The sequence below is a fragment of the Actinomadura barringtoniae genome, assembly GCF_017573505.1.
In the GTDB taxonomy this organism is placed as follows: Bacteria; Actinomycetota; Actinomycetes; order Streptosporangiales; family Streptosporangiaceae; genus Spirillospora; species Spirillospora barringtoniae.
The window spans coordinates 32,314-57,319 of record NZ_JAGEOJ010000038.1 but is presented as its reverse complement, the minus strand read 5'-3'; the positions used below and the strand labels follow the sequence as shown (position 1 = coordinate 57,319).

The 25,006-nt window shown below is 69.8% G+C and carries 24 protein-coding genes and 1 tRNA gene; 10 read left to right on the top strand and 15 right to left on the bottom strand.

Annotated features, from left to right (window positions below; all coding sequences use genetic code 11):
• Positions 1-14: 14 nt before the first annotated feature.
• From J4573_RS51380 to J4573_RS51345, 8 genes are all read right to left on the bottom strand, one after another.
• On the bottom strand, positions 15-1,406 hold the full coding sequence (locus tag J4573_RS51380) for an erythromycin esterase family protein (RefSeq protein WP_208263781.1): 1,392 nt from the start codon (positions 1,404-1,406) through the stop codon (positions 15-17).
• A gap of 108 nt (positions 1,407-1,514) precedes the next feature.
• Entirely contained in the window at positions 1,515-2,582 is a 1,068-nt protein-coding gene (locus tag J4573_RS51375; RefSeq protein WP_208263780.1) for a ketopantoate reductase family protein, read from the bottom strand.
• A gap of 10 nt (positions 2,583-2,592) precedes the next feature.
• Entirely contained in the window at positions 2,593-3,546 is a 954-nt protein-coding gene (locus J4573_RS51370; RefSeq protein WP_307797547.1) for a D-2-hydroxyacid dehydrogenase family protein, read from the bottom strand.
• 162 nt (positions 3,547-3,708) lie between these two features.
• A complete protein-coding gene (locus tag J4573_RS51365) occupies positions 3,709-4,695 on the bottom strand; it encodes a CU044_5270 family protein (protein WP_208263779.1) in 987 nt (328 codons plus the stop codon).
• Entirely contained in the window at positions 4,695-5,234 is a 540-nt protein-coding gene (locus J4573_RS51360) for an RNA polymerase sigma factor (protein WP_307797546.1), read from the bottom strand. Before J4573_RS51360 ends, J4573_RS51365 begins: the two co-directional genes overlap by 1 nt.
• 120 nt (positions 5,235-5,354) lie before the next feature.
• Complete coding sequence (locus J4573_RS51355) at positions 5,355-5,840, bottom strand: hypothetical protein (protein WP_208263777.1); 486 nt, start codon at positions 5,838-5,840, stop codon at positions 5,355-5,357.
• Positions 5,841-6,434: 594 nt separating this feature from the next.
• Positions 6,435-6,508, bottom strand: a tRNA-Pro gene (locus tag J4573_RS51350).
• Positions 6,509-6,605: 97 nt separating this feature from the next.
• Entirely contained in the window at positions 6,606-7,508 is a 903-nt protein-coding gene (locus J4573_RS51345; protein WP_307797545.1) for a metallophosphoesterase, read from the bottom strand.
• Between the two features lie 126 nt (positions 7,509-7,634).
• Here J4573_RS51345 and J4573_RS51340 point away from each other — a divergent pair, with 126 nt between their 5' ends.
• Positions 7,635-8,090 carry a GatB/YqeY domain-containing protein gene (locus J4573_RS51340; RefSeq protein WP_208263775.1) on the top strand — a complete coding sequence of 152 codons (456 nt, stop codon included), beginning with the start codon at positions 7,635-7,637 and terminating at the stop codon, positions 8,088-8,090.
• A gap of 192 nt (positions 8,091-8,282) precedes the next feature.
• Here J4573_RS51340 and J4573_RS51335 read toward each other — a convergent pair whose 3' ends face one another.
• The gene (locus tag J4573_RS51335; RefSeq protein WP_208263774.1) at positions 8,283-10,607 is read right to left on the bottom strand and encodes a penicillin-binding protein; all 2,325 of its coding nucleotides are present in this window, start codon (positions 10,605-10,607) and stop codon (positions 8,283-8,285) included.
• Between the two features lie 532 nt (positions 10,608-11,139).
• On the opposite strand from J4573_RS51335, the gene J4573_RS51330 reads away from it, so the two are divergent.
• Positions 11,140-11,451, top strand: a complete 312-nt coding sequence (locus J4573_RS51330; RefSeq protein WP_208263773.1) for a WhiB family transcriptional regulator — start codon at positions 11,140-11,142, stop codon at positions 11,449-11,451.
• Between the two features lie 361 nt (positions 11,452-11,812).
• Here the strand turns inward: J4573_RS51330 and bagB are convergent, their stop codons facing one another.
• Positions 11,813-12,964: an ATPase BagB gene (gene bagB, locus J4573_RS51325; RefSeq protein ID WP_208263772.1), complete on the bottom strand. Its 1,152-nt coding sequence runs from the start codon at positions 12,962-12,964 to the stop codon at positions 11,813-11,815.
• 2 nt (positions 12,965-12,966) lie between these two features.
• Positions 12,967-13,962, bottom strand: a complete 996-nt coding sequence (gene bagA, locus J4573_RS51320) for an ATPase BagA (protein WP_307797544.1) — start codon at positions 13,960-13,962, stop codon at positions 12,967-12,969.
• Between the two features lie 439 nt (positions 13,963-14,401).
• On the opposite strand from bagA, the gene J4573_RS51315 reads away from it, so the two are divergent.
• On the top strand, positions 14,402-15,442 hold the full coding sequence (locus J4573_RS51315) for a slipin family protein (RefSeq protein ID WP_208263770.1): 1,041 nt from the start codon (positions 14,402-14,404) through the stop codon (positions 15,440-15,442).
• A gap of 792 nt (positions 15,443-16,234) precedes the next feature.
• Here J4573_RS51315 and J4573_RS51310 read toward each other — a convergent pair.
• The gene (locus J4573_RS51310) at positions 16,235-17,485 is read right to left on the bottom strand and encodes an MFS transporter (protein WP_208263769.1); all 1,251 of its coding nucleotides are present in this window, start codon (positions 17,483-17,485) and stop codon (positions 16,235-16,237) included.
• An 81-nt stretch (positions 17,486-17,566) separates the two neighbouring features.
• Here J4573_RS51310 and J4573_RS51305 point away from each other — a divergent pair, with 81 nt between their 5' ends.
• Entirely contained in the window at positions 17,567-18,061 is a 495-nt protein-coding gene (locus tag J4573_RS51305; RefSeq protein ID WP_208263768.1) for a MarR family winged helix-turn-helix transcriptional regulator, read from the top strand.
• A 616-nt stretch (positions 18,062-18,677) separates the two neighbouring features.
• Here J4573_RS51305 and J4573_RS51300 read toward each other — a convergent pair.
• A complete protein-coding gene (locus tag J4573_RS51300) occupies positions 18,678-19,175 on the bottom strand; it encodes a GNAT family N-acetyltransferase (protein WP_208263767.1) in 498 nt (165 codons plus the stop codon).
• A 104-nt stretch (positions 19,176-19,279) separates the two neighbouring features.
• On the opposite strand from J4573_RS51300, the gene sp36 reads away from it, so the two are divergent.
• The 4 genes from sp36 (at position 19,280) to J4573_RS51280 (ending at position 21,943) form a co-directional block, all read left to right on the top strand.
• A complete protein-coding gene (gene sp36, locus J4573_RS51295) occupies positions 19,280-19,438 on the top strand; it encodes a Sp36 family protein (RefSeq protein WP_157420262.1) in 159 nt (52 codons plus the stop codon).
• Positions 19,439-19,440: 2 nt separating this feature from the next.
• Positions 19,441-19,902, top strand: a complete 462-nt coding sequence (locus J4573_RS51290) for a RidA family protein (protein ID WP_208263766.1) — start codon at positions 19,441-19,443, stop codon at positions 19,900-19,902.
• Positions 19,903-20,094: 192 nt separating this feature from the next.
• Positions 20,095-20,940 carry an NUDIX hydrolase gene (locus tag J4573_RS51285; RefSeq protein ID WP_208263765.1) on the top strand — a complete coding sequence of 282 codons (846 nt, stop codon included), beginning with the start codon at positions 20,095-20,097 and terminating at the stop codon, positions 20,938-20,940.
• A gap of 46 nt (positions 20,941-20,986) precedes the next feature.
• A complete protein-coding gene (locus tag J4573_RS51280) occupies positions 20,987-21,943 on the top strand; it encodes an MBL fold metallo-hydrolase (RefSeq protein WP_243774956.1) in 957 nt (318 codons plus the stop codon).
• 133 nt (positions 21,944-22,076) lie between these two features.
• Here J4573_RS51280 and J4573_RS51275 read toward each other — a convergent pair whose 3' ends face one another.
• Together J4573_RS51275 and J4573_RS51270 are read right to left on the bottom strand one after the other, a co-directional pair.
• Positions 22,077-22,763 carry a Crp/Fnr family transcriptional regulator gene (locus J4573_RS51275; RefSeq protein ID WP_208263764.1) on the bottom strand — a complete coding sequence of 229 codons (687 nt, stop codon included), beginning with the start codon at positions 22,761-22,763 and terminating at the stop codon, positions 22,077-22,079.
• Positions 22,764-23,183: 420 nt separating this feature from the next.
• On the bottom strand, positions 23,184-23,348 hold the full coding sequence (locus tag J4573_RS51270) for a hypothetical protein (RefSeq protein ID WP_208263763.1): 165 nt from the start codon (positions 23,346-23,348) through the stop codon (positions 23,184-23,186).
• A 116-nt stretch (positions 23,349-23,464) separates the two neighbouring features.
• Here J4573_RS51270 and nth point away from each other — a divergent pair, with 116 nt between their 5' ends.
• Together nth and J4573_RS51260 are read left to right on the top strand one after the other, a co-directional pair.
• Positions 23,465-24,205 (top strand): endonuclease III, encoded by a 741-nt coding sequence (gene nth / locus J4573_RS51265; RefSeq protein ID WP_208263762.1) that lies wholly within the window; start codon positions 23,465-23,467, stop codon positions 24,203-24,205.
• 73 nt (positions 24,206-24,278) lie between these two features.
• Positions 24,279-24,941 carry an NUDIX hydrolase gene (locus J4573_RS51260; protein WP_372443050.1) on the top strand — a complete coding sequence of 221 codons (663 nt, stop codon included), beginning with the start codon at positions 24,279-24,281 and terminating at the stop codon, positions 24,939-24,941.
• The last annotated feature ends 65 nt before the right edge of the window (positions 24,942-25,006 follow it).

Here is a 25,006-nt window from a genome sequence, read left to right as displayed (position 1 = left end):
GACTCGGGCCTTGGTTACGGGAGGAGCTTGGCGGCCTTGACCTGGTGCAGGTGGATGACGATGTCGTACGAGGCGCTCAGGGAGACCTTCAGGTCCTCGCCGGGCGACCAGAAACCGCCGCCGATGACGCGGGTGGGGCGTACGCCGGCCAGCCAGTTGCGCACGGCGGGCGGCGCCGTACGGGTGTCCAGGAAGAAGTCGCGGTAGCGGACCTGATCCAGGACGTTCTCGTTGTAGCCCTTGCTCGCTGCAGAAACCGTTCCCTTGCAGGTGCCCGGCCTCTCCGCGGGCACAGAGTCGGTCGGGCAGGACTTTCCGGCCTCGGGCTGGAAGTTGTAGCCGCCCTGGTTGAACGTCGTGCCCACGTTGACGTACCGCGAGCCCAGGCGGTCGCGGAGGAACGCGCCCTGCGGATGCGGAACGAAGGCCGGGTCGATGGCCTTGCGGCTGATGTGCGGGTCGAGGCCAGACAACTGCACCTTGCTGCGCGTGACGCGGTTCCACCACAGGATGTTGTCGGCCATGGACTTGTCCCGGTAGACCTGCGCCTTCTGCGCCTCACCCGGCTTGGACTGGTCGAAGGTGTAGTCGGTGAAGGTCTGGGTGAGTGAACGTGCGTGCTGCACGGCCCAGACGTAATCGGTCTTGTGCCTGCCCGGGCCCTGCTTTTGAAGGAGATTGAGCGCCTGAGTCGCTCGCGCCGCGTTCTGCTGGCGAACCTCTGGCGGCTGGCTCAGAGCCTTGCCCATGTAGACGCCGGCGTCGGGCGTGCCGGGTCGCAGGCCGTCGTAGAGCTTGATGAACGCCGGCAGAAGCTTGGGCCGGTCGCGCTTGACGTAGGCCAGGACCTTGTCGAAGAGGACGTCGCCCGGGTAGAGCAGGTCGTCGCCCATGAACTGGACCTTCTTGGCCTGCGCGTGCGTGCTGTTGTAGGCGCGCATCCACTTCAGCAGGCCGAGGAACTCCGCGTTGTCGAAGAGCGCGTACGGCCCGCGGAACTCGTTGTGCATGATGACGCGGGGGTCGCCCTTGCCGCGCAGGACATAGTCGTTCAGGCGCAGGCCGGTGGACCAGCTGAGCTCGCGGCCGAACGTCGTGAACCCCTTCTCCTCTGCCAGGTAGCGCAGGATCCGGTTGTTCAGGGTGTAGAACTCGCTCGTGCTGTGGGTGGCCTCGCCGATGCCGACCACCTGCGCGTTGCCGACCATCTTGCCGAACGGCTTCAGGTCCTTCAGGCTTCCGTTCGGCGTCGTGGACTGGAGTGGCCGGGCGGCCTGATTCAGCCCGCGGGCGACCGGATCACCCTTGGTCGTCCGGGTCTCGGCCAGGGCTACCGGGGCGCAGATCGCGCTCGCGGCCAAGCCGGTGGCGGTGATTCCGATCATCAGCTTCGTGGTGCGCTTCATGGCTCTCGATCTCACTTTCGCGTTCGTCGCGTCGTTGATGATCGAAAGATTCGCGGTGGCCGCTGACCAGCGGCGCACCACCCGCTGACAAGATCAAAAGTGGGTTCGTCAGCCGTCGATGAGCGTGGTGAGCTCTGCGCCCGTCATGGAGCCCGGGGCCCGCCGTTCACGCGCGAACTCGTTCGCGACCCGCTGCAGCGTCTCGTTCACCGGCGTCGGCACGTCGTGCAGGCGGCCCAGCAGCACGATCTCGCCGGTCAGGTAGTCCACCTCGATCGAGCCGTTCCCGCGCCGCAGGTCCTGCCACGATGACCCGCCGCCGCGCGAGCCGTCGTTCGGCCCGAAGCTCACCCTGCCCTTGCGCAGCGCCTGCTCCTCGTCCGCGGGCACGCGTTCGATCCCCGCCTTGTCGAGGACCGCGACCGCCTCCGCGCGGGCCCGCGCGATGAGGGTCTGCTCCTCGACGCCCGCGCCCGATCCGCAGATGGCCTCGACGGCGTTCGCGAGGTTGCTGACGAGCTTGGCGTACTTCCAGCGCATCACGTCGGTACGGACCGGCGCGAGGAAGTTCGCGGACGCCAGATCGGCGGCGATCCGTTCAACGGTCTCGTCCGCCCCGCTCGGGTAGCGGCCGACCGACAACGCGCCGGTGTAGGGCGCGCTGTGGGTGGTGATCTCGCCCGGCACGAGGAACGTCGCCGGAAGCCATACGCACATGCCGTACACCCTGCGGAAACGCCGCAGCGCGATCCGTTCCGACTCGACGCCGTTCTGCGCGCAGATCAGTGGCAGCACCTCCGCGGCCGTCGCTCCACCCCCGACCGCCCTGCGTGGTCCGGCCCCGCTCGCGGGGTGTGGTCCAGCCCCGACCGCGCGGCGTGGTTCAGCCTTGCTCACGGGGCGTGCCGCCCAGGCGTCGAGCGCGGCTGTCGCGGCCTGCGTCTTCACCGCGAGGATCAGCACGTCGTCGTGGGTCAGCTCGATCGACTCCGGGCCGTCCACGACCGGGATCGTCAGCTCGTGCACGCCGTCCCGCGTGGTCAAGCGCAGCCCCTTGTCCCGCAGCGCCGCGTAGTGCGCGCCGCGCGCGACCAGTACGACGTCGTGCCCGGCCAGGTGCAGGCGCCCGCCGATCGCGCCGCCGATCGCACCGGCCCCGATGATGACGTAACGCATGGGTCCTCCCTCAGCCGAGACGCCGGATGGGCGAGCCGTCGAGGAACGCCCGGATGTTCTCGACGGCGTCTTGGTAGTACGTGCGGTAGTTCGCCTCGGTCACGTAGCCGAGGTGGGGCGTGGCGAGCAGGCGCGGCGCCGTCCGCATCGGATGCCCGGGCGGAAGCGGTTCGACGTCGAACACATCGATCCCGGCCCCGGCGATCGCGCCCGCCTCCAGCGCACGCAGCAGCGCGTCCTGGTCGACGATCGCGGCGCGCGAGGTGTTGATGAGGTACGCGTTCGGCCGCATGAGGGCCAGCTCGGCCGCCCCGACCAGCCCGGTCGTCCGCTCGCTCAAGGCCAGGTGAACGGACACGAAGTCGCTGGTCTCCAGCAGCTCTTCCTTGGAGGCCGCGAGTCCGACGCCGGCCTCGTGCGCCCGTTCGCTCGTGAGGTTCTGGCTCCACGCGACGACGTCCATGCCGAACGCGAGCCCGACCTTGGCGACGCGCGAGCCGATCCGCCCGAGGCCCAGCAGCCCGAGCCGCCGGCCGTCCAGATCGGCGCCGACCGTGCTCTGCCACGGCCCGCCGCCGCGCATCGCGACGTTCTCCGGAACGATCCCGCGCGCCAGTCCGAGCAGCAACGCCCAGGTCAGCTCGACCGGCGGCGTGCCCGAACTCGCCGTTCCGCAGACGACGACGCCCTGCCGTTCGGCCGCCGCGTAGTCGATGACGGAGTTGCGCATCCCGGAGGCGATCAGCAGTCGCAGTCGCGGCAGGCGCGTGAGCAGGGATTCAGGGAACGGCACCCGCTCCCGCAGCGTCACGACGATCTCGCAGTCCCCGATCGCCGCCGCCAGCTCGTCCTCAGAGCCGAAGTGCCGATCGAACGAGACGACCTCGACCCGATCCGCCACCGGGGACCAGTCCGCCATGGTCGCCGCGACGCCCTGGAAGTCGTCGAGCACCGCGCACTTCACCTGATCCCCACCAACCCTCCGACACGCCCGGCACCTCGACACCTCGACACCTCGACACCCCGAGGCTCCGACCCGGATCAGGCTATAAGCAGGCCCAAAGGGAGATCACGCCAGGAGGCCGGGTCGCACCCGCGACCCGGCCTCCCCGGACATCCCCTTCGATCAGTGAGGCAGCTGCCCCGGCTTGTCGACGACACCGGACTTGATCCGCAGGCCGACCGCCATCACGGTCCCCTTCGCGATCTTCATCTGGTCGTCGTGGTGCTCCTTGACCGCGACGTCACGGAACCCCCGGTAGGCGAACGTGGCCCGGTCGAGCATGATGCTCTCCCGCACCCACCCCTCGGCGACGCGGCTCACGGCGAGCGCCGGCCGCCCCTGCGGATCCACCGCGTTCCGGTCGACCTCGACTCCCGGGATCATCGCCAGGGCCCGGTAGGTGGCGGCCTCCTGGGCGGGCGGCAGCACGGCGTTGTTGGCGATGATCGACGTGAGCAGCTTGAACGCGCCGTCGTTCTTCTCCAGCGGCGCCCTCTGCTGATAAGCCCAGGCCAGCAGCTTGGCCGGGTCCCTAGGAAGCGCGGTCAGCGCCGCGTAGCTGCTCGGCGGCATGACGGTCGGCCCACCCGTCGGCGACTCCACGAGCCTCCCCTTCTCGAACGTGGCGAGCCGGGTGCCGTCGCCCCTCACCCACACACGGTCGACCCGCGTCTTCATCGGAGTCTTCGGCGACTGAACGTCCTTGCGCACGGGCAGGGTGCCGCGCGTCTCCTCATAGGTCCACTGTCCCGGCTTCGGCCCCACGCTCGCCCGTCCCTGCGCGGCGTCGGCGACCTTGCCCAGCACCACCTGCGCGTTCGCCGCGGGCCCGGGCGGCAGCCCCGGAACGACGGGCCGCGGCCGCCCCTGATCGTCCACACCCCCGAGGCCCTGAACGACCGTCACCCCCGCCGCGATCGAGGCCGCCAGCGCGCCCACCACCCCGATCCGTACAGCAGTCCTGCGCGTGGCCCGCCGCCCACCGCGCGTCACCCGCAGGTAGGCCGCGTGCCCGGTCTGGTCCTGCCCCGCCCCGGCCAGGCTTCCGCTGGGGTACGGGTTGGCCGGCGCGAGCATCCGCCGGACGTCGTCGACGTTCTCGGTCATCATCACGCGCTCCTTCGCACCGCTACGGCCAGCGGCTGGTCTTCGGTGTCCATCTCGGCGAGCACGGCGGCCAGGCGCTGCCGGGCCCGGTGCAGGCGTACGGAAAAGGTCTTGGCCGAGCAGCCCAGAACGATCGCGGCGTCCTTGGGCGCGAGGTCCTCCCACCCGATGAGCTGCAGGATCTCGCGGTCCCGTTCAGAGAGCCGCGCCAGCGCCGCGCGCACCCGCCCACCCTCGGCATGCGCCGCGGCAACGTCCGCCGCGGGCTCCCTCGCCTCCCGAACGCCGCGCAGCCGTCCCCACAACCGTCCCTGCCTGCGACCCCGGCGCGTCTCGTTCGCCAGTACGTTCCGTGCCACGCTCAGCAGCCAGGGGAACGGCCGGTCCTCCGGCACATCCCCCCGCCTCCGCCACGCGACAAGAAACGTCTCCGCCGCCACGTCACGCGCCGTCTCGAAGTCGACCCGCCGAGCCGCATAACCCAGGACATCGTCGTAATGCGCGTCCCACAGAGCGGCGAACCCGTCATCCGCATCTGCCACGGCAACTCCCTTCATCTCGCATCACTCCGAGATGTCCAGGAGTCCCTCTTTCCCTACACGCAACCGCCCGGCAGCGCACAACCCCCGACGCCGAAGACGTCGGGTGACAAGGAACAGGCGTCAGTCGTCAGGTTCGGGAGGCCGGGTCACCGGCGGCAGGGGCAGGCCCAGGGCCGCGTCGACCGTGTCGATCGCGGTTCGCAGATCTCTTATCTGTGCCAGGTAGTTCCGGTTCATCTGGACGATGACCTCACGGATGCGGCACATCTCCACGACCACGGAGTTCGCGACCACCCGGTAACGGCGTCGCGCCTCCAGGTCGTTCACGCTCGCCTGGTTGGCCATCGGCTCGATCGCGGCGACGCGGCGCCGGTCCTTGGCGGCCCGCGCCTCCTCCAGCTCGCGCTGGAACGCGTCCCGTTCCCGCCGTACGGCCTGCCACTCCTCGAACGCGAACCGCAGCCGGCTCCGCAGGTGTTGCAGCCATTGCTCGGCGACCGCGCGTTCCGCGGAACGCACCGCGTGGTCCCGCCACAATTCGGCCCGGACCGATTCGACCGCGGCCCGTACCGACTCCGGGACGGCGTCGATCGGCTCACTCGTCATGGCCGGAGGGTCACTCTGCTGATCAGCGCTCATGCGGGTTCATCACCTCAGGGTGGCCGTCTGGCCGCGCTTCACACGCTACCCGGACCGGGAGATCCCCGAACGTGGAAACCAGATCAGTCGTCTCATGACAAAGAGCTGCGGACGTCCGGAAACAGACCGGGCTTCTTTCCGCCAACCCTGTCAGACTGGCTCCGAACCGTCGGCCAGGAATGAGGCGGGTTCTCTCATGGCTCCCAACTTCTCCCGCCAAGCAGCCAGAACTCACTACGAGCGCAACCTCAGGACCTGCGCGGCGACCCAGGCCGAGCTGGCGATCACGTTCGACGAGATCGCCGCCAACACGACAGGGGCCCACCGAGCAAGGTTTCGGGCTTACGCCGACCACCTACGCGAGCGCGCCGCCTGGGCATGGCATCTAGCAGACAGGTGACGACGACCACCCGCCCATAAGCCCGGACGAGCCCCCTCCCGAAGGCCGAGAGGGGGCTCCAAGGTCTCCAGGCGTCTGGCGCGGCTCCCCACCCAGCTCCAGAAAACCGAAAAAGGGCCCCGGACCGAATCCGAGACCCTCTCTCACCTGCGTCAACCGTGTCGGGGTGGCGGGATTTGAACCCACGACCTCTTCGTCCCGAACGAAGCGCGCTGCCAAGCTGCGCTACACCCCGGTTGGTGGCTGCCCGGGAGTCGTACGTGCCTCCCGGCGCCTCGACTACTTTAGCGGATGCTTGGGAGTGCTGCGTCCCCATTATCCGGGGGCGGAGATCAGGGGGTGCGCGGGACCAGGGTGAGCAGGGACGCTTCGGGCGGGCAGCAGAAGCGCATGGGGGCCATGGGGGACGTTCCGAGGCCCGCGGAGACGTGCAGGTAGGCGCCTCGGTGCTTGTGGAGGCCCTTCACGCGGGGGCGGTCGATGCCGCAGTTGGTGGCCAGGGCGCCGTAGAAGGGGACGCAGACCTGGCCGCCGTGGGTGTGGCCGGCGAGGAGCAGGTCGTAGCCGTCGGCGACGAAGCGGTCCATGTTGCGGGGCTCGGGGGAGTGCATGATCGCCAGGTGGACGTCGGCCTGGGGGTCGACCGGGCCGGCGATCTTGTCGTAGCGGTCCCGGTTGATGTGGGAGTCGTCGATGCCGCCGAACTCCACGTCCAGGCCGCCGGCCTTGAGGCGGCCGATGCGGTTGTTCAGGTCCAGCCAGCCGGCCGCCTGGAGGGCCGAGCCGAGCTCGCGGTAGGGCAGGTCGGGCTCGCGGCGGCGCTTCTTGTAGTCGGTCTGGGACGTACGCCAGACGTAGCGCATGGGGTTCTTGAAGATCGGCGAGTAGAGGTCGTTCGAGCCGTAGACGAAGACGCCGGGGCGGTCCAGGAGGGGGCCCAGGGCGTCCAGGAACGGGCCGATCGAGTCGGGGTGGGAGATCGAGTCGCCGGTGTTGACCACCAGGTCGGGCTCGAGCTCGTCCAGGGCGCGGACCCAGTGGATCAGGCGGTGCCGGCCCGGGGTGAGGTGCGCGTCGGAGACGTGCAGGATCTTGAGGGGAGGGCTGTCCGGCGCGAGGATCGGCACCTCGAAACGGCGCAGCCGGAACCAGTTGCGTTCGATCAGCGATGCGTAGCCGAACGTGGCGGCACCGGCCGCAGCCAGCCCCAGGGGCGCGGCGTAGAGCTTTCGCACGATTCTCCCTCCAGGCCCTTCCCGACGCCTTCCATGGTCCCAGAGATGCGGGGCTCGCAGAACTTCCGGGGCGAGCCGCGAACAATCCTGGTGAGGCCGCGGGGGCCGGACGGGCATGATGTTGCCATGAGTGCCCTGAAGGAAAAGCTGGAAACCGATCTCTCGGTCGCGATGAAGGCCCGCGACGAGGTGCGCACGCGGACGCTGCGCATGGCCCTTACCGCGGTGAAGAACGAAGAGGTCGCCGGCAAGCAGTCCCGTGAGCTGTCCGACGACGACGTCGTCAAGGTGCTCACCCGGGAGGCCAAGAAGCGCCGCGAGGCCGCCACCGCGTTCGCCGACGCGGGCCGCGACGCGCAGGCGCAGGCCGAACGGGACGAGAACGCGGTGCTCGATGAGTACCTGCCCGCGCAGCTGTCGGACGAGGAGCTGACCTCCATCGTCGCCGCCGCCATCGCCGAGTCCGGCGCCGAGGGGCCGCGCGCCATGGGGCAGGTCATGAAGATCGTGAACCCGAAGATCGCGGGCCGCGCCGAGGGCGGCCGGGTCGCGGGTGAGGTCAAGCGGCAACTGGCCGGCTGACGGCGGGCCGACCCGACCCGACCCGGCTGAACGGCAGGGCGACCGACCCGGCTGACGCGCCGTTCAAACGACGAAGGCTCCCGTACCGCAGCGGTACGGGAGCCTTCCTGTGTCCGGTCAGTCCCGCCTGTGTCCGGTCTGGCTGGGCCGGCCGGTACGGCGATCTGTACGGCGATCGGTACGGCGAGAGGCCTAGAAGGGCCAGGGGAAACCGCCGTCGTTGGTGGGCTGGTTGTCCCCGCGCTTCTTGCCGTTGCTCATGAAGATCGTGATGACCGTTCCGGGGCCGACCTGCGTGCCCGGCCCGGGCGAGGTGGACGCCACGCTGCCCTTCGGCTGGTCGGACGGCACCGGCTTGTCGGACACCTTGCCGGTCATGTCGGCGGCCCTCAGCCTGGCCATCGCCGCGCCGATCGACATGCCCTTCACGTCCGGCACGCCGGTGGTGTCGCCGAAGTCCTCGGTCGACTGGGCGAACGGCGGAGCGGGCTTGCCGCGCAGGGCGTTCCGCATGCTCTCCGACCACATGCTCAGCGGCTGGTCGGCGCCGAAGACGTTCACCGGGTACTTCCAGGGGCCGCGCGGGTCCCAGTAGGCCGTGGCCGCCGCCAGGTTCGGGGTGTGACCGGCGAACACCGCACAGGTGTTCTCCTCACAGGTGCCGGTCTTGCCGACCGCCGGGCGGCCGATGCCGCCGCGGCCCTTGGCGGTGCCCTGGGTCATGACGCCCTTGAGGATCGAGTTGACCTCGTCGGCGACGTCCTGGTCGACGGCCTGGTGGCAGTCCTGCTTGGGCAGCGGCACGTTCTTGCCCTCGGCGTCCTTGACCTCGGTGACCGACTGCGGCGCGCAGTACTTGCCGCGGGCGGCGAAGCCGGCGTACGCGGCGGCCAGGTGCACCATGTCGATCTCGTTCGCGCCCAGGACCTGCGACGGGAACGCCACCAGGTCGTTGCCGTCGGCGCGCTTCATGCCGAACTTCTCGGCCATCTTCACCGCGTTGCAGAGGCCGACGCGCTTCTCCAGCTGCGCGTAGAAGGTGTTGACCGAGTGCCAGGTGCCGGTCTTCAGGTTGAAGTTGCCCGCCTCGCTGTCGCCGGCGTTGGAGACCGAGGACCACGAACCGCCGCCGAGCGGCTGGTTGTCGTAGTGCTTGCCCATGAACGTGCCGGTGTAGGGGCAGGCCGGGAAGCCGGACACGCCGGTGGTCTGCGGCGAGTTGATCGTGGTGTTGACCGGGATGCCCTGGTCCAGCGCGGTCGCCAGCGTGAAGACCTTGAAGGTCGAACCCGCGGACACGCCGCCACCGCCGCCGTGCTGCCCGTCGGCGGCCAGGTTGATCGTCGTACGGCCCTTACGGTCGCCGAACCGCTTGCTCAGCCCGATGGCCTTGATGTTGCCCGTGCCCGGCTCGACCATCGCCTCGGCGCCCACCCGGTGAGCCGTCGGCGCCACGACGTCGCGCAGCGCGTTGTCGACCGCCTTCTGGGACTTCATGTCCAGCGTGGTGCGGATCGTGTAGCCGCCGCGGTTGAGCTTGTTGAGGACCTCCTGCTGCTGCTTGGGCTTCATCTGCCAGTACTTGCCCTTGGACAGGATGTTGAGCATGTCGTACTTCACGTACTCGCAGAAGTACGGCGCGTCGCTGGTCTCACAGCCGCCGACCGGGCGGGTCTGGTTCAGCGGGATGTCGGTGGCCGCGAGCTCGTCGGCCTGCGCCTTGGTGATGTGCCCCAGCTGCACCATCCGGTACAGCACGATGTTGCGGCGCTTCTTGGCGTCCTGGGGGTTGCGGATCGGGTCGAAGGCGTTCGGGTTCTGCGTGATGCCGGCCAGCGTGGCGGCCTGGTTCAGGGAGAGCTTGTCGGCGGGAACGCTGAAGTATCGCTTGGCCGCGGCCTGGACGCCGTACGCGCCGGCGCCGAAGTAGGCGACGTTGAGGTAGCCCTCGAGGATCTGGTCCTTCGACATCTTCTTCTCGATGTCGAGCGCGTACCGCAGCTCCTTGAGCTTGCGGCCGACCGTGGGGGCGGTGGCCTGCTTGTACTGGTCGTCGTTCTGCGCGTTGTCGACGAGGAGGTTCTTCACGTACTGCTGCGTGAGGGTCGAGCCGCCCTGGGTCCGGTCGGACTCCACGTTGGTGGCGAACGCGCGGATCGTGCCCTTCATGTCCAGCGCGCCGTGCTGGTAGAAGCGCGAGTCCTCGATGTCGACGATCGCGGTCTTCATGATCGGCGCGACCTGGTCGAGGCGGATCGATTCGCGGAACTTGTCGAAGAACGAGGCGAACTGCTTGCCGCTGGAGTCGTAGACCACCGTTCGCTCGGACGGCCGCTGGGTCTTCAGCTGGCTGTCCATGCTCTCGAAGTTGTTGGCTGCGTCACGTGCCGTCAGGCCGGCGCTGCCGACCCCGGGCAGCGCGATGAACGCGACCAGGACCCCCGCGGCGACACCCGCTCCAATCAGCTTGAACAGCGTGGAGAAGATGTTCGCTCGCCCCTCATTCGCATCATGCACGGGGTCTAGGGTACGCGGGACGACCAGTGCATACGGGGACAGGCCTCCTGCGCGCCGCGTCGGAAGGGATCTTCCTCCCCGGGATCGCCTGTGGAACCGGACCCCCAGGCAGACCCCCTGATCGCCTCCCCCGAACCTCGATCCCACCCCGCCCAGCCCCCTGATCGACAGACCAACTCGGGGGCTGCCCCGGTGTTTCGGGGGCTGCCCCGGTGTTGGGGTGCGTTCTGAACGCTTGACCGAGACCGGCATCGGCGTTCCCGCCACGGCGGAGGCGCCTGCGGCGTACCGTCGTTCCGTGGTTCAGCGCCCGTAGACCGGCGCGCCGACCGGAGCGTCAAGTAGAGGTAACTAGTCCGTTCCGGCGGTATGGCCCTGGTGGGCTATATCGAGAATGGGCCCATCGGGGACTGTTGAATCGTCCCTCGCTTCCGTAAGTTCTTCCCCACGGCTTTCGTTTGGCGGCCTGACGTCCGCGCCCGTCTGGCCATGGAGCGCAAATCGACACAGACCCTAGGGGAGTGGGGCCAAGATGTGGATCACGGATTGGACCGCCCGCGCCGCCTGCCGTAACGCGGATCCAGATGCCCTGTTCGTGCAGGGTGCGGCGCAGAATCGGGCGAAGCTCATCTGCCGCGGTTGCCCGGTGCGCACGGAGTGCCTCGCTGACGCTCTCGACAACCGGATCGAATTCGGTGTCTGGGGTGGGATGACCGAGCGTGAACGGCGAGCACTGCTACGGCGGCGTCCGGACGTTGACTCGTGGCGCGAGTTGCTGGAGACCGCCAAGGAGGAGTACGAGCGGTCGGTCGACCCCGACGAGTCAGAACTCGTCGCAAGCTGACCGGAGATCTCCTTCAGGCGGCCCGGGCCCCGAGCCCGGAGCGCTCCAAGGACCGGTAGAGATATAGAACGGCGGTGGGTCCGCACCTCAGGCGGTGCGGACCCACCGCCGTTCCTCTTTTTCGGCCTCACCTTTACTGATCAGTTCAGGCTTCCCAAAACGCCGTGGCCGCATGTGGCCACGGCGCTCTTGTTTAGTCACCGGTCAGAAACCCGCCGTATCCCGGCAGTTCTCTCAAATCGGCCACCCCATCAATCGTCCGATTGGTCATCACCGCGCTATCCGAAAAACGCAAATACAACGCCAGCAATTACTGGCGCAATAGGGGCGGGATTCGGGACGACCTGGGCCGAGACGGTGGTCAGGCGGCGGGGGCCCGGCGGGTGGTGGAGAGGTCCTCGCCTACTCGGCGGAGGCTTTCGAGGTCGTGGACGTCCTCGGCCTGGGCGGGAACGGAGGTGGCCGGGACGGTCGGGTGCGTGGAGGCGAAGTTCTCGCGGAGACGCTCCTCGCGGGCGGCCAGCTGCATGCGGTCGGTGTGCAGGCGCAGCAGGGCGGCGGTGAGCTCGTGCTCGCCGCGTTCCTCCAGAGTCTCGGCGGCGGCCTGGCTGCGCGCGGCGGACAGGCTGTCGGGCGTGGACTCGTGAACGCGGTTGACGACCAGGCCGGCCAGGGGCATGCGCTCCTCGGCGAGACGTTCCACGAAGTAGGAGGCCTCGCGCAGGGCGTCGGGCTCGGGTGCGGCGACGACCAGAAAGGCCGTGCCGGGGGTCTGCAGGAGCTTGAACGTCTTCTCGGCGCGCTCGCGGAAGCCGCCGAACATCGTGTCGAACGCGGCGACGAAGGTCTGCACGTCACGCAGGAGCTGGACGCCGAGGACCTTGTTGATGGCGCCGGTGAACATGCCGAAACCGGCGCTGATCACCTTCACGCCGAAGCGGCCGCCGGTCTTGGCCGGGGCGGCCAGGATCTTCATGAAGCGGCCGTCCAGGAAGCGGCCCATGCGTTCGGGCGCGTCCAGGAAGTCCAGCGCGTTCCGCGACGGCGGAGTGTCGACGATGATCAGGTCCCAGGCGCCCGAACGGTGCAGCTGGCCGAGCTTCTCCATCGCCATGTACTCCTGCGTGCCCGACAGGGACGAGGAGAGCGACTGGTAGAAGGGGTTGGCCAGGATCTGCTTGGCGCGGTCGGGATCGGAGTGCGCCTCGACGATCTCGTCGAAGGTGCGCTTCATGTCGAGCATCATGGCGTGCAGCTCGCCGTCGCCCTCGATCTCGATCTTGCGCGGGTTGTTGTCCAGCTCGGACAGGCCCATCGACTGGGCGAGGCGGCGGGCCGGGTCGACGGTCAGCACGACGACGTCGCGGCCTCGTTCGGCGGCCCGTACGCCCAGCGCGGCGGCGGTCGTGGTCTTGCCCACGCCGCCCGAACCGCAGCAGACGATGATCTTCGTGCGCGGGTCGTCGAGGAGCGCGTCCACGTCCAGGGCCGGCGGGGTCTTGGTGGGGCTCATGATCAGGCCGCTCCCTGCTCGCGAAGTGCCTTCGCCAGGGCGTACAGCCCGGCCAGGTCCATGCCGTCGGTCAGCAGCGGCAGCACGTACTGCGGCCGGTCGATCGCCTCGAGGCGTTCCTTCTCGCGGCGCTGCAGCGCGGTGCGCTGGGCGTGCTCGGCGGCCTCGGCGATCAGGTCGGCGGCGACCGCCTCCGCCTCGTGCTCCAGCCCGGCCGCCTTGAGGTCGCGAACGATCTCGTCGTGGTCGAGCGTGCCCTCGGCGGCGGCCGCGAGGTCGGCGGCGTCCAGAACGGGCGGGTGCTCCATGTTGATGATCACGCCGCCGACCGGCAGGCCGACCTCGGTGAGGTCGTGGATGCCGTCCATGGTCTCCTGGACCGGCATCTCCTCCAGGAGCGTGACGAAGTGCACCGCGGTCTCGGGGCTGCGCACGACCTTCATCACGGTGTCGGCATGCTTGCGGACCGGTCCCGCCTTGGCCAGGCCCGAGACCTCGTCGTTCACGTTCAGGAACTTGGTGATCCGCCCGGTCGGCGGCGCGTCCATGACCACCGCGTCATAGATGAACGAGCCGTCCTTCTCCTTGCGGCGCACGGACTCGCTGGTCTTGCCGGTGAGGATCACGTCGCGCAGCCCCGGCGCGATCGTCGTCACGAAGTCGACGATGCCGAGCTTGCTCATCGCCTTACCGGCGCGCTTGAGGTTGTAGAACATCTCGAGGTACTCGATGAGCGCCTCTTCGGTGTCGATCGCGAGCGCGTACACCTCGCCGCCCTCGGGCGCGACGGCGACGCGGCGCTCCTCGTACGGCAGCGGCGGTACGTCGAAGAGCTGGGCGATGCCCTGCCGCCCCTCGACCTCGACCAGCAGCACCTTGCGGCCCCCGGCGGCCAGCGCCAGGGCGAGTGCGGCCGCGACGGTGGTCTTGCCCGTGCCGCCCTTACCGGTGACGACGTGGAGACGGACGCCGTCCCAGTCGGTGTCTTTCGCGCTCACCCGATCGACCATATCGTTCGCTCGTCAAGGACTTTAGAGGGTGCCCGGCCTCATGCAAGTGATTCCTGACACGATGACCGAACGTGATTCGATCAGCCCGGCAGAGCCCGATCGGCCCACGCAGCAAAGCCCCGCAGGCCCCCGCCGAAGCCCCGCACAACCCCTGCCGGGCTCCTTCGGAAGCCCCGCCGGACCCGTTCCGGAGCCCTGCCGGACCCGGCTGGGTCGCTGCCGGGCGCAGATCGAGCCCTTGCCGAGGGCGGAACGAGCCCCTGCTCGAGGCCGATCGAGCCCTCAGCCGGGCCGCTTTGGCGGTCCGCCTGCCAGCCCCGTTGTCATTCGCCGTGCCCGCGCGGTTAGCTGGGAAACGTGCAACCGATCGCGGGTTGGTCCCGTCTGACCGGTGAAGAAGGCTCCCTTCTCGTGAGAGGCGGCCGTGATGGCAGCGGTAGTCCTGACACTTCTCGCCGTGATCGCGGTGCTCGTGCTGGTGGGACTGGGCACGTCCGTACGGATCGTGCAGCAGTTCGAGCTCGGCATCGTGTTCCGGTTCGGCCAAGTACAGCGCGGCGGCCAATTGCGGCCCGGCGCCGTCCGCAGACCCGGTCTGACCGTGATCCTTCCGTTGGCCGAACGAATGCAGAAGGTCAACCAGCAGACCGTCACCATGGGCGTCCCCGCCCAGGAGGGCATCACCCAGGACAACGTGAGCGTCCGGGTCGACGCGGTCGTCTACTTCCGGGTGATCGACCCGGTGAAGGCGATCGTGAACGTCCAGAACTACGGCTATGCGGTCTCCCAGGTAGCGCAGACGTCCCTGCGGTCGGTCATCGGCCAGGCGGACATGCAGGAGCTCCTCGGCGAGCGCGAAAAGATCAACGTCAAGCTGCGCGGCATCATCGACGAGATCACCCAGGACCCCTGGGGCATCCTCATCGAGCGCGTCGAGATCAAGGACGTCTCCCTGCCCGAGGGCATGAAGCGTTCCATGGCCCGCCAGGCCGAGGCCGAGCGTGAACGCCGCGCCCGCATCATCACCGCCGACGGTGAGTTCCAGGCCTCCAAGCGCCTGGCCGCCGCCGCCGAGATCATGTCGCAGGACCCGGCCGCGCTCCAGCTGCGTCTGCTGCAGACCGTGGTCGAGGTCTCCGCGGAGAAGAACAGCACGCTGGTCATGCCGCTCCCCGTGGAGATCCTGCGGTTCTTCGACCGCATGACGGGCGACGCCGAGAAGGCGAGTGCGGCGCCCAAGCCCGACCTGGGCGAACGCCTCGCCAAGGCCGAGCAGGAGCTGGCCAAGGCGGCCGAGGAACCGTCGACCCTGCCGGCGGCGGGGGACCTCCCGCCCGTGATCGGCCTGGACGAGCCGACGCGGCACAAGGAGGTCTCGCCTCCCGACGGCTCCGACAACGACCAGCGTGGCCTGGCCTCCGGTGAGCAAACGCCCGCCGCGGACCCGTCCCAGCAGCCGCCCGCCTGACCCATTCCAACCCCGGCCACCGCACCGCCCACCAACCCGGGCCTGCGGTGGCCGCCTCATTTCCCGCCCCACTCCCACGCCCGCCCAGAGCATGTTGACGTCCCGCGCAGCCTGCCTTTACGCGGCCTGCCTGCGCTACCTGTCTTCCTGCGGCTGCCGTCACGGCCTGTCTGCAAGTGGCCTGTGGTGTACGGCCTACCTTCATGCGGCCTTGTCTGCGCGGCCTGTCTGAACGGCCTGTCTGCACGGGGCCTGTCCTCACACGGCCTGTCCTCACACCGCCTGCCGGCCTGTCCTCACACGGCCTGTCCTCACACGGTCTCCCCGGGCGCCTGTCTTCATGCGGCCTGCCGTCACGGCCCGCCGTCACGGCCTGTCTGCGTGGCCTGCCCTCATGCGGCCTGCCTGCGCTCATCGTCTTCATGCGGCCTGCCGTCGCGGCCTGTTTGCACGAGGCCTGCCATCACGGTCTGGCTGTATGCGGCCTGCCCGCGCGGCGCCAGCTTGTGGCCGATTCGCGCCTGGTTTCGGGCTGCAGGATCACGACCGCGTGTTCCAGCGACCCGCGGGCCGGATCCCGGCCGGCGAGAGCGCCTGGTCGAGGTGGTCCTGGTGGTGGCCCGCCCGCGCCGGAATGAGGCAGTCAGCAGGCAGCCCGTGCGGCCAACGCAGTTACGACCGGCGATCCACACACAAAGGCCACGATGGCGCGGGGGCTCGGCGCCTCGCGCTTCGGCTCATTCCTGCTTGCGCTGCTCGTCTGGCGTTCACCTGGCTCTCGGTCGCGTGGGGCTAGTTGGCGGGTGCGGTGGCTGGGGCGGATGGGGCTTCTTGCTGGTGGGTGGGGGTTGGGGCGGTCAGGTTGCGTACGCCGGGGACGGCGGCGGTGGCCAGGCAGGCGGTGCCGACCAGGGCGGCGGTGATGGCCAGGGGGACGGAGGGGCCCCAGGCTGAGGCGGCGGCCGGGGCCAGGGCGTAGGCGAGGGGTGCGGCGCCCAGGGAGAGCAGCCAGTCGTACGAGGTGACGCGGGCCAGGACCTGCGGGGGGACCGTTGTCTGGACGACGGTCTCCCACGTTGGGTTGAGGATGCCCAGGCCGGTGAGGGCGATTCCGTACGCGGCGATGACCAGCGGGGCGGGCGCGGTCACGGCCAGCAGGGCCAGGGGCGCGGCAAACGTTGCCAGGGCCAGGTTCGCGATGAGGATGGGGCGGCGGGGGCGGATCCGGGAGGCCAGGAACGAGCCGAGCACCAGGCCGAGCGCCCCGGCTTGGAGGGTGGCGATCCAGATGCCCTCGCCGCCGAGCCGGTCGACCGCCAGGACGGGGCCGAGGGTGAGCATGACGCCCATGGCCCCGTTCCACACGCCGTGAGCGATCAGGCTCGACCAGTACCAGTCGCGTGACCTGACCTCCGACCAGCCCTCGGCCAGGTCGGCGCGGAGGGAACGGCGCGGCGACGGTACGTGCCGGACGGTGATCAGGGCGAGGAGCGCGGCGCTGGCGCCGAAGGACGCGGCGTCGAGCAGGAACGTCCAGCCCGGCCCGACGGTCAGCACGAACGTTCCGGCGAGCGCGGGGCCGGCGAGGCGGGTGGCGCCGTTCGCCATGCTGAGTGCCGCGTTGGCGCGCTGGAGGGAGTGTGGCTGAACGGTCCCGGCGACGAGCGAGGAGATGGTCGGCGCCGCGAAGCCCGCGGCCGCGCCGCTGATGACCTGGGCAATGGCGAGATGCCAGAGCTTGGGGTGGCCGCTGAGGAGTTCGAACGCGGCGAAGAGTTGGGCGACGAAGCTGACCAGGTCGGTGGCTATGGCGACCGTACGGGCGTTCAGGCGGTCGGCGACCACGCCTCCGATCGGCAGCAGGATCAGCCGGGGGATCATCGCGCAGGCCAGGACGAGCGCGAGTGCCGAGGACGAGCCCGTGACGCGCAGGACGGCGAGCGCGAGCGCGGCGGGAACGGCCGCGTCGCCGGTCAGGGAGAGCGCCCTGGCGGTGAACAGCAGCCGGAACGTCCGGTCGCGGAGTGGATGAGGCGTGCTCATGGCTCGCAATATAGTTCGGTGGAGAATAGTTCGTCAACGAATTATTCTGGAGGGAAGGATGTCGGGATAAGCTCGGGTGCCATGGAGGAGCCCAGGGACCAGACCGACCTGCACGTGGAGCGATGGCTGCCCGTTCTGCCCGACCTCGACCCCGAGATCGAGGGCGCCGTCACCCGCGTTCACTATCTGTCGGCGCATCTCAAGCGGCACCGCGAGCAGTCGCTGGTGGACTTCGGCCTGCAGCGGCACGAGTTCGAGACGCTGCACGCGCTGGCGGGGCGCGGCGGCCGGGCGGCGCCGTCGGAACTGGCCGGTGACCTGGGCATGGCGCCCAACTCGATCACCGGACGGCTGGACGCCCTCGATCGCCGTGGCTACGTTCGCCGAACGCCGTCCGCGACCGACCGGCGGCGTGTCGATGTCGAGCTGACCGAGGACGGGCGGGCGGTCTGGCTGGGGGCGATGGACGTTCTGGGGAACGAGGAGTATCGCCTGCTCGGCGTTCTGGACGAGAAGGAACGGCGGCAGCTGTCCGACCTGCTGCGCCGCGTGATGATCAAGGCTGAGCAGGCCTAGGACGAGGTCCGCCGAGCTAGCGCCCCTTGTCCAGGCCCTGCAGCGGGCCTGGCCGAACGGGCTGCAGGGCGGCCCCCGGGCCCACGGGCTCACGCGGCCACGGGTTCACGGGGCCACGGGTTCACGGGGCCACGGGCTCACGGGCCCACGGGTCCACGGGCTCACGGGCCCACCGGCTCACGCGCCCACCGGCTCACGGGCCCACCGGCCCACGGGGCCACCGGCCCACGGGCCCACCGGCTCACGGGCCCACCGGCCCACGGGCCCACGGCTCACGGGCCACGGGCTCACGGGCCCACGGGCTCACGGGTCCACGGGCTCACGGGCTCACGGGTCCACCGGCTCACGGGTCCACGGGCTCACGGGCTCACGGGCTCACGGGTCCACCGGCTCACGGGCCCACGAGTCCACCGGCTCACGGGCCGACCGGCTCACGGGCCCACGGGCCCACGGGCTCACGGGCCCACCGGCTCACGGGCCCACCGGCTCACGGGCCCACCGGGCCACCGGGCCACCGGCTCACGGGGCCACCGGCTCACCGGGCCACCGGCTCACGGGGCCACGGGCCCGCCAGTCCACGGGCCCACGGGGCCATAGGCCCAGGGGGTCTGGAGGCCTAGGGGAGGGTGCGGCGGAAGGAGACTCGGTCTTCGCCGGGGCCGTCGTAGTCGATGTGGATGGGGACGCCGTCGACCACCTGGTCGCCGTCTTCGAGGGTGAAGCCCATGGAGCGGTGGAAGGCGATGGACCCCTTGTTGCGGGGCGAGGTGATGGCCCGTACGCGCGTACGGCCCGCTGCGGCGGCCTTCTCGAAGAAATGCTCGTAGAGCTCCCGTGCCACGCCGTCCTTGCGCTTGTCCGGGTGGACGCCGATGACGTGGATGTACGACTCGTCGGAATGGTCGGCGGAGTGGAAGCCGATCAGGAAGCCCTCGACGCCGGCGTCGCCCTCCATGAGCAGGCTCGTTCCGGCGAAGTGCTTCAGGAAGAGCTTGGGCAGCTGCCTGGAGAGCTCGCGCGCCTCCTCCGGCGTGCGGGAGTCGGCCCACCAGTCTTCGATGGCCGCGATGAGGGTGGTGTGATCGTCCGGCCGGGGCTGCCTGATGTTCCCCAAGGGTCCGTCCTCCTTGCGTTCGGGGTTCGAGCGGGGGCGACGACTCCAGCTTCCACCCGGCGCCGTGGGCCGTCGGCGGTGGGGCGATCGCTAGGCTGAGCGCCATGAAGAAGTGGGAGTACGCGACCGTTCCTCTGCTGGTGCACGCGACCAAGCAGATCCTCGACAACTGGGGCCAGGACGGGTGGGAGCTCGTCACCGTTCTGCCGGGCCCGAACCCGGAGAACCTGGTGGCCTACTTCAAGCGCGAAGTGGAGCAGTGACGGTGGCCACGCCCGAGGAGCGCATCAGCGAGCTCGGTCTCGAGCTCCCCGACGTCGTCGCGCCGCTGGCGTCGTACGTCCCGACGGCCCGTACGGGATCGCTGGTCTACACGGCCGGGCAGCTCCCGATCGTCAAGGGCGAGCTGGTCGTCACCGGCAAGGTCGGTGCCGAGGTGAGCGCCGAGGAGGCCGCCGGCCACGCCAGGACCTGCGCGCTGAACGCGATCGCCGCGATCAAGGCCGAGGTCGGCGACCTGTCGAAGGTGAAGCGGGTCGTGAAGGTCGTCGGGTTCGTGGCCAGCGCGCCCGACTTCTATGGCCAGCCGCAGGTGATCAACGGCGCCAGCGACCTGCTGGGCGAGGTGTTCGGGGACGCGGGGCGGCATGCCCGCAGCGCCGTCGGCGTCTCGGTCCTGCCACGCAACTCGCCGGTCGAGGTCGAGCTGATCGTCGAGGTCGGCTGACCCGCTCCGTGTAGCTGCGGTCGGCTGGCCCGCTCCGTGTCGATCAGGGTCGGCTGACCACGCTCGGGTCGCCGAAGGGTCGCCGAGGGGGCCGTCGCGGGACGGCCGAGGGGCCGTCGCGGGGCTTGACGGAATCCCATTCGGTGTGTCCGAATTAGCGCCCATGAGGATCAAGCGTTCGACTGGACGACGATGAACGGGCTCAAGCTGCCGGACCAGTTCCGGGAGCAGATCCAGGGGATCCTCGACGGCACCTACCAACCGGTGCCGGCGAAGGACGCCGCCACCGTCGTCGTGCTGCGCGACCACGATGAGCACGGGCTGCAGGCGTTCCTGCTGCGGCGCGTGTCGTCGATGGCGTTCGCGCCCGGCGCGTACGTGTTCCCCGGCGGGTCGGTGGACGCGCGCGACGGTGACGCCACCATCGGCTGGTCCGGTCCGGCCGCCGCCGAGTGGGGCGCGTCGTTCAAGGCGAGCGAGACGGTGGCGCGCGAGCTGGTCTGCGCCGCCGTACGCGAGACGTTCGAGGAGAGCCTCGTGCTGCTCGCCGGGCCGACCGGCGACTCGGTCGTGGACGACACGCGCGGCGACGGCTGGGAGGCCGACCGGCAGGCGCTGCTCGACCGTTCGGTGTCGCTGCGCGGGTTCCTCGACCGGCGCGGCCTGGTCCTGCGCTCCGACCTGTTGCGCCCGTGGGCGCACTGGATCACCCCGGCCATCGAGCCCAAGCGCTACGACACGCGGTTCTTCGTCGCGGCGATGCCGCAGGGCCAGCGGGCGCGCGACGTCAGCACCGAGGCCGACCGCGTCGCCTGGGTCCGTCCCGCCGAGGCGGCCGAACGGGCGATGGCCGGCGAGTGGTTCATGCTGCCGCCGACGCTGGCCACGCTCGCCGAACTCGCGGAGTACGAGACCGTCGCCGACGTTCTGGCCGCTGAACGCGAGATCGAAGTCCTGGAGCCCAAGGGCGAGATCGTCGACGGCGAGCCGTACCTCGTTCTGCCCGAGAGCGCCGCGCACCACTATCCACAGGGATGATCGCCTGAAGGCTGTGGCCAGGGCACATCCTCGAAAGGGGGCGGCGATGCTTCCGCGCCGCTTGGCCAGGTACAAGGCGCCGCTGTGGCAGGCGGCCATGTGGCGGCTCAGCGGAACGTCCGCGCTGCGTCACCTCGACCGTCTCGGCTGGAATCCGGTTGATCACCCTGATCGTCGCTCGGGCAAGATGGGTGAGATGAGCGAGATCGACGGCATGGGAACGGATCGGGCGACCTGCGTTCTGGCGCCCAACCCGTCCGCGATGACCCTGGACGGCACCAACACCTGGATCATCTGCGAGCCGGGCGCCGAGGAGGTCGTGGTCGTCGACCCCGGTCCCAAGGACGGCAAGCACCTGAGCCGGGTCGTCGAAACGGTCGCTGCGCAGGGCCGCCGGGTCGGACTCGTACTGCTGACCCACGGCCACCCCGACCACTCCGCCGGCGCGAAGAAGTTCGCTGAGCTGGCCGCCGCCTCGGCAGGCGTTCCGGCCGGTTCGGTCGCCGTACGGGCCATGGACCCGCGCCACCGCCTCGGCGACGAAGGCCTGATCGAGGGCGACGTGGTCACCACCGGCGGCCTGGAGCTGCGCATCCTGGAGACGCCGGGCCACTCGAACGACTCGCTGACGTTCTGGCTGCCCGCCGACGGCGCGGTGCTGACCGGCGACACGGTCCTGGGGTACGGGACGACGGTCGTCGAGGGAAAGCTCGGCGACTACCTGAGCTCCCTGGACCGGCTGCGGAAGTTCGCCGAGGAGCAGGGCGCGGCGACCATCCTGCCCGGGCACGGCCCCAAGCTGGACGACCCCATCGCCGCTCTGGACCACTACATCGGCCACCGCCGCCAGCGCCTAGCCCAGGTCGAAGCCGCCGTCGAAAACGGCGCCACCACAGCCCGCGAAGTCGTTGAAGTCGTCTACGCGGACGTAGACCAGTCCCTATGGCCCGCCGCCGAATGGTCGGTCCAGGCCCAGCTCGACTACCTCAACGAACGCAAGTAACCGACGCGCCTGAGTGCCCGGGCGGGTTGGGCGCCGGGTGCTGGGCCGGTGCCTTGGGCTCGGGTGGGTCCGGGTGCCGGGTGCCGGGTGCCGGGTGCCGGGAGCTGGGAGCTCTGGCGGCGGGTGGTGGTGCCTACTTGGAACGCTTGCGGAGGCGTTCGATGTCGAGGATGACCACCGCTCGGGCCTCGATCCGCAGCCAATTGCGCTGCGCGAAGTCGGCCAGGGCCTTGTTGACCGTCTCGCGGGAGGCGCCGACCAACTGGGCGAGCTCCTCCTGAGTGAGGTCGTGGTGGACGTGCAGCCCGGCCTCGGACGGCTGGCCGAAACGCTCGGCCAGGTCGAGGAGGGCCTTGGCCACGCGGCCGGGCACGTCGGTGAACACCAGGTCGGCCATGATGTCGTTGGTCTTGCGCAGCCGCTGGGCCAGGGCGCGCAGCAGCTGAACGCCGACCTCCGGGTGGCCGGTCAGCCAAGGCCGCAGGTCATCGTGGCCCAGTCCGGCAAGACGGCATTCGGTCACCGCGATCGCGCTCGCGGTCCGCGGGCGAGGATCGAACAGCGACAGTTCGCCGAACATCTCGCTCGGGCCGAGCACGCTCAGCAGGTTCTCGCGGCCGTCGGGAGCCGTCCTGGTCAGCTTGATCTTGCCTTCGAGAACGACGTACAGGCGGTCGCCCGTCTCGCCCTCGTTGAAGAGCGTCTGACCGCGGGCCAGGCGCACCTCGGTCACGTTGGCGCGCAGCGCCTTGGCCCCCTGCTCGTCGAGGGCCTCGAAGAGCGGAGCTCTGCTCAGAACGTCCACGTCGCGGTCGGTCACGCTTCTCCTCCTCGAACACCTACATGCTTAGTGTGACGTACGTCCCACCGCGTACGTGAAGGTGGGGCCACGGCGCGCCGAAACGGAGGACCGAAATTCCTCAGCCCTCGCGTCTCGAACCGCTCCACCGGCACCCGGGCGTCCATTCGGACACCAGCGTCCGTCCCGACGGCCGGGCATCACGATTCTTGTTACTCCAGTGTACGGACCGCTGGGTGAATGGCATCACACCGGGCTCATCACCCACCAATGGTCCACTGGAGCAAGAGCGACAATCCTATTCAAAACGGGCCATGCTCTGCGTCATGGCCTGACCGGATTCAGGCCCTGGACCCCGAGGTCAGGCCGCCGGAGTCCGGTCCGAGGTCCTGCCGAGGTCGCCGTTGCCCTGCTGAACGTCCTGATCCGTTGGATGTTCACCTATCTGGACACTCGCCTGGTCGGGGTCTTGATCATCGGGGTCTTGGTAGGCGCTGGGAGTTGCCGGGGCATGACCCAGAAGCCGGTCGCCATCACCATCCGGTCGTGGGCCTCCCAGGGCTCCGCGGTGGTCTGGAGCGAGTCCAGCTCGGCGTCACGAGCCATGCTCGTACGGTAATGATCGCTGGCGGGCCGCGCCGACACCGGGGTTCTCGCAGGCCAGAACGGTCGTGATGGCGGAGAGCGGCGTTCTTGTCGCAGGGTGCCCGTACGCTTGCCGCATGGCGAGGGTGGAGACTCCTGCGGCGCGGGCTCGCAGGTTTGCGAAAGAGACACATCTGGGGCTGGTCCGGCGGGCCCGGAAGATCGACCGGGTGCTGGCCGACACCTACCCGGACGCGCACTGCGAGCTGGACTTCCAGAACCCGTTCCAGCTTCTGATCGCGACGGTGCTCTCGGCACAGACCACCGATGTGCGGGTCAACATGACCACCCCGGCGCTGTTCGCCAAGTACCCGACGCCCGAGGACCTGGCCGCGGCCAACCCCGAGGACGTCGAGCAGATCCTCAAGTCGCTGGGGTTCTTCCGGGCCAAGACCAAGTCGGTCATGGGCCTGTCGGTGGCGCTGCGGGACGAGTTCGGCGGCGAGGTCCCGCCGTCCATGGACAAGCTGGTCACCCTGCCCGGCGTGGGCCGCAAGACCGCCAACGTCGTGCTGGGCAACGCGTTCGGCGTCCCGGGGATCACGGTCGACACCCACTTCGGCCGCCTGGTCCGCCGCTTCGGCTGGACCCAGGAGACCGACCCGGTCAAGGTCGAGCACGAGGTCGGCGAGCTGATCCCGCGCAAGGACTGGACGATGCTGTCCCACCGGCTGATCTGGCACGGCCGCCGCATGTGCCACTCCCGCCGCCCCGCCTGCGGCGTCTGCCCCCTCGCGGACCTGTGCCCCTCGTACGGCGAAGGCCCGATCGACGCCGAGGAGGCCCGCAAGCTGGTCAAGGACGGCCCGCCCAACTGAGCCCGCCCGCCATCGCGGCGGGGGTGTCGAACGTTTCGGGAAGGATTCTGGACTTGATCGGGTTGGGATTGGCGTGACGGACACAACGGCTGCCCACCCCGAGTGGCTCGACGCCTTCCTGGCGAAGGCGCCGGGCATGCCTGTGCCTCCCGTCATGCGGGCCAACTCCGCCACGGCGCGCGCCGCCGCCGTGCTGATCCTCTTCGGGGAAGGGGCCGAGGGGCCCGACATCCTGCTCACCGAACGCGCCGCGACGCTCAACAACCACGCCGGGCAGCCCGCGTTCCCCGGCGGCCGCATCGACCCCGAGGACGACGGCCCGGTCGCCGCCGCGCTCCGGGAGGCCGGCGAGGAATGCGGCGTACGGCCCGAGGGTGTGGACGTCCTGGCCGTTCTGCCCGAGCTCTACCTGGGCCGCAGCGACTACCGCGTCACCCCGGTGGCGGCCTGGTGGCGGGAGCCGACCGAGGTCTCGCCGGGCCACCCGGGCGAGGTCGCCCTGGTCTCCCGCGTTCCCATCGCCGAGCTCACCGACCCGGCCAACCGCCTGACCGTACGCCACCCGTCCGGCATGAGGCTCGGCCCCGCGTTCCGCGTCCATGGCATGCTCGTCTGGGGCTTCACCGCCGGCATCCTCACCCAAATCCTCCAGGTGGGCGGCTGGGAACGCCCCTGGGACACCGACCACGTAGAGGACCTGCCCCCCGAAGTCCTCAACCTGGCCGCCCGAGGCTGACCACTCTCATTTCCCCGGTCTGAGCGCCCGTTCTTGCCTCGCTCTCATCCCCTTCGCGTACCGGG

What these genes read in the sequence shown, in the direction of transcription:
- J4573_RS51310 (WP_208263769.1), bottom strand. Translation starts at nt 17,485, where the DNA reads ATGAGCACGCCTCATCCACTCCGCGACCGGACGTTCCGGCTGCTGTTC.
- J4573_RS51365 (WP_208263779.1), bottom strand. Translation starts at nt 4,695, where the DNA reads ATGATGACCGAGAACGTCGACGACGTCCGGCGGATGCTCGCGCCGGCC.
- J4573_RS51380 (WP_208263781.1), bottom strand. Translation starts at nt 1,406, where the DNA reads ATGAAGCGCACCACGAAGCTGATGATCGGAATCACCGCCACCGGCTTG.
- J4573_RS51355 (WP_208263777.1), bottom strand. Translation starts at nt 5,840, where the DNA reads ATGACGAGTGAGCCGATCGACGCCGTCCCGGAGTCGGTACGGGCCGCG.
- J4573_RS51270 (WP_208263763.1), bottom strand. Translation starts at nt 23,348, where the DNA reads ATGGCTCGTGACGCCGAGCTGGACTCGCTCCAGACCACCGCGGAGCCC.
- J4573_RS51285 (WP_208263765.1), top strand. Translation starts at nt 20,095, where the DNA reads ATGAACGGGCTCAAGCTGCCGGACCAGTTCCGGGAGCAGATCCAGGGG.
- sp36 (WP_157420262.1), top strand. Translation starts at nt 19,280, where the DNA reads ATGAAGAAGTGGGAGTACGCGACCGTTCCTCTGCTGGTGCACGCGACC.
- J4573_RS51305 (WP_208263768.1), top strand. Translation starts at nt 17,567, where the DNA reads ATGGAGGAGCCCAGGGACCAGACCGACCTGCACGTGGAGCGATGGCTG.
- J4573_RS51375 (WP_208263780.1), bottom strand. Translation starts at nt 2,582, where the DNA reads ATGCGTTACGTCATCATCGGGGCCGGTGCGATCGGCGGCGCGATCGGC.
- J4573_RS51280 (WP_243774956.1), top strand. Translation starts at nt 20,987, where the DNA reads ATGCTTCCGCGCCGCTTGGCCAGGTACAAGGCGCCGCTGTGGCAGGCG.
- nth (WP_208263762.1), top strand. Translation starts at nt 23,465, where the DNA reads ATGGCGAGGGTGGAGACTCCTGCGGCGCGGGCTCGCAGGTTTGCGAAA.
- J4573_RS51330 (WP_208263773.1), top strand. Translation starts at nt 11,140, where the DNA reads ATGTGGATCACGGATTGGACCGCCCGCGCCGCCTGCCGTAACGCGGAT.
- J4573_RS51315 (WP_208263770.1), top strand. Translation starts at nt 14,402, where the DNA reads ATGGCAGCGGTAGTCCTGACACTTCTCGCCGTGATCGCGGTGCTCGTG.
- bagB (WP_208263772.1), bottom strand. Translation starts at nt 12,964, where the DNA reads ATGAGCCCCACCAAGACCCCGCCGGCCCTGGACGTGGACGCGCTCCTC.
- J4573_RS51340 (WP_208263775.1), top strand. Translation starts at nt 7,635, where the DNA reads ATGAGTGCCCTGAAGGAAAAGCTGGAAACCGATCTCTCGGTCGCGATG.